This is a genomic window from Candidatus Neomarinimicrobiota bacterium, assembly GCA_041862535.1.
Classification (GTDB): domain Bacteria; phylum Fidelibacterota; class Marinisomatia; order SCGC-AAA003-L08; family TS1B11.
The window spans coordinates 1-2,678 of record JBGVTM010000279.1 but is presented as its reverse complement, the minus strand read 5'-3'; the positions used below and the strand labels follow the sequence as shown (position 1 = coordinate 2,678).

The following is a 2,678-nucleotide window of genomic DNA, read 5'->3' as shown; positions in this document are numbered from 1 at the left end:
TAGCGTTCGCGGATGAGGGGGATCAGGTAGTAGGCGAAGGCCGCCTCGAAGTCATGGGTCGGATGCCAGTTCCAGTCCTGGCGGGCGGCCATGTCACCCGTCCTTCCGGGACTCTCAATTTCATTGGCCGCTATAATTGCTGATAGACTTCCCGGCGGTGCCTGATGCGCGCAATGACAACCAGGGAGTTCTTATCCTGAATCTGATAGAGGATGCGGTAATCCCCGGCAATAATACGCCGGAGGTCTTGCGCCTGTTTGAGTTTTTGTGACCCGCGCGGGCGAGGGTCCGCTGCCAGAGCATTGATCCTGCGGGCAATACGCTTTTGATCGGTCCTGGCAACGTTTTTGAGGTCACGTACAGCAGCGGGCTTCAGTTCGATCCGGTAGGTCACGGATGACTATAATCCCAGCTCTTCCTTTACTTTCTCCCAGGGAATGGCCCCAGGTTCATTAAGGGCCTGGAGAGTTGCGATAACGTCGGAGTGGTCTTCCAGGGCCTCCAGCAGGGCCAAGTCCTCTTTAGGAACCAATGCCGCGACATCTTTGCCGCGACGTTGAAGGAGGATGCGCTCGCCACGGTAGGCGACCCGATTCAGAGCATCGGCAAGGCCCTCGCGCAGTTCACTAGTGGCCAAACGATTCACGTTTTATTCTCTCCTGTACTAAAAGTACAATTGGTATTTTTCGTACAAATATAAGCGAGGCTCAACTCAAGGTCAAGGAAGAAACGATTGATTTTCGGGTTGTAGATAGAGTTTTCCCATCAGGCCCAGGATTTGCTATTTGAGCCAGTAGCGTTCGCGGATGTGGGGGATCAGGTAGTCGGCGAAGGCCCCCTCGAAGTCATGGGTCGGATGCCAGCCCCAGTCATTGCGGGCAGCGGAATCGTCGACGTCCGAGGGCCAGCTGTCCACCATGGCCTGGCGGGCCTGGTTGACGGCGAAGCCGATACGGGCGTCGGGGAAATCGGCCAGCACCTGGTCGCGCATCTGGGCTGCGGAGGGGTTGAACGCGCGGATGTTGTAGACCAGCCGGGTGAGGGATTCCCAGGGCGCATCCATGAGCTTGATGATCGCCTGGATGGCGTCGGGCATGGTCATGAAGGGAAGGGTGGTATCCTCGCGGACGAAGCAGTCATAGGTCTTGCCCTGGGCGGCGGCGTGGAGCATTTCCGGGGCGTAGTCCGAGGTGCCCCCGGATGGGACGGTCACGGCGCTGATCAGGCCGGGAAAGCGAATGGCGCGGAAGTCCACCCGGACGGTGCCGGCCTCCGCGGTCAAGCGCTGATAATGCCGGCTGTAGTAGATACCCAGCATTTCGCAGTAGAGCTTGTTGCAGCCGTACATGGTCTGGGGGAAGAGGTATTGATCCTCCGTAACGGTGCCGGCCCGGTTTTTCTCCTCCAGGCTGGCCAGCCCGTACACGGCGATGGAGCTGGGAAAGAAGAACTTCACCGGCCGGCCCTGGCTGCGGGCCTGTTCCACCGCCAGGGTCAGGAGGTTGAGAGTACCATCCACGTTCACCTGGTGGGCGGTGGCGGGGGAGAACTCGGCCCTGGTGCTCAGCAAAGCCGCCAGGTGGTAGATAGCCGAGAACGCGTACTGACTGTTGATCCGGTCCAGGATGGTCCGATCCAGAACGTTGCCGGAGATGCTTTCCCAGAGGTATTCCTTGATGGCCGGGTCCATTTCTTCGATATCCAGGCCCACGAAGTGTTTATTGGACGGTTTCGGTTCCGAGGAGAGTCCTTCGGACAGGGCGGTGATGAGACCATGGCCGATTTCGCCGTTGGCGCCGGTGATGAGAATCGCTGGCCTACGCATCAGGCAGTGCCGGGGGCTTGAAGCTCAGGCGGCGAAAGTCAGGATTTGGTGGTTTGAGTGTCAATAGCATATTGAGTGGAAGTCCTGATGTAAAATTTCGCGGCTGGCTGCTTAGTAGCCTTTAATTTTAGACCAGAGCCTGATCGCGTGAAGGATTGGAACGAATTTAGATTTGCCCCCGAAACGGAGCAAGATATTACTCCCCGATGTCCGTCGGAGAAAGCCGGCAGGAAGTGCTTGACGTCCTTGCACCAGATAAGCCCTAACACGTAAACTTTCCCAGCAAAAGTAAGGTCATATTACTGGCGAATAGCGCGTGTTTGATTACTCTAAAATCATAACTATTGCTAACCAGAAGGGCGGGGTGGGCAAGACCACCACGGCGGTGAACCTGGCCGCTGGGCTGGCTGCCAGCGAAATACCCACGTTGCTGGTCGATATAGATCCCCAGGCCAACGCCACCAGCGGCGTGGGGGTGGAAATGGGCTCCTTCAAGCGCTCGATCTACGATATTCTCACCAACAACACCACCTTTGATGAGGCTATCGTCAGGACGCAGCTGGAATACCTGGATCTGATGCCATCCACCCATCAGCTGGTTGGGGCCGAAGTAGAGCTGGTAGGCATGCTGGCCAGAGAGTACATTCTCAAGAGGGCCCTGAGCGAAATGACCCGTGAGTATGAATACATTTTCATCGACTGTCCGCCGTCACTGGGACTGCTCACCGTGAATGGCCTGACAGCGGCCGACTCGGTACTCATTCCGATCCAGTGCGAGTATTACGCCCTGGAGGGGCTCTCCCAGCTGCTCAGCACTATCCGGCTCATCCAGCGGCAGCTGAACAAAGATCTG

The 2,678-nt window shown here is 57.4% G+C and carries 4 protein-coding genes; 1 reads left to right on the top strand and 3 read right to left on the bottom strand.

The window, feature by feature from the left end:
• Positions 1–130 precede the first annotated feature (130 nt).
• The 3 genes from ACETWG_10355 to ACETWG_10345 form a co-directional block, all read right to left on the bottom strand.
• Entirely contained in the window at positions 131–394 is a 264-nt protein-coding gene (locus tag ACETWG_10355) for a type II toxin-antitoxin system RelE/ParE family toxin (GenBank protein ID MFB0516985.1), read from the bottom strand.
• 6 nt (positions 395–400) lie between these two features.
• Complete coding sequence (locus tag ACETWG_10350) at positions 401–646, bottom strand: type II toxin-antitoxin system prevent-host-death family antitoxin (protein ID MFB0516984.1); 246 nt, start codon at positions 644–646, stop codon at positions 401–403.
• 135 nt (positions 647–781) lie between these two features.
• The gene (locus ACETWG_10345; GenBank protein MFB0516983.1) at positions 782–1,825 is read right to left on the bottom strand and encodes an NAD-dependent epimerase/dehydratase family protein; all 1,044 of its coding nucleotides are present in this window, start codon (positions 1,823–1,825) and stop codon (positions 782–784) included.
• A 316-nt stretch (positions 1,826–2,141) separates the two neighbouring features.
• On the opposite strand from ACETWG_10345, the gene ACETWG_10340 reads away from it, so the two are divergent.
• Positions 2,142–2,678 (top strand): ParA family protein (locus ACETWG_10340; GenBank protein ID MFB0516982.1); only part of this gene is annotated, 537 nt, incomplete at its 3' end.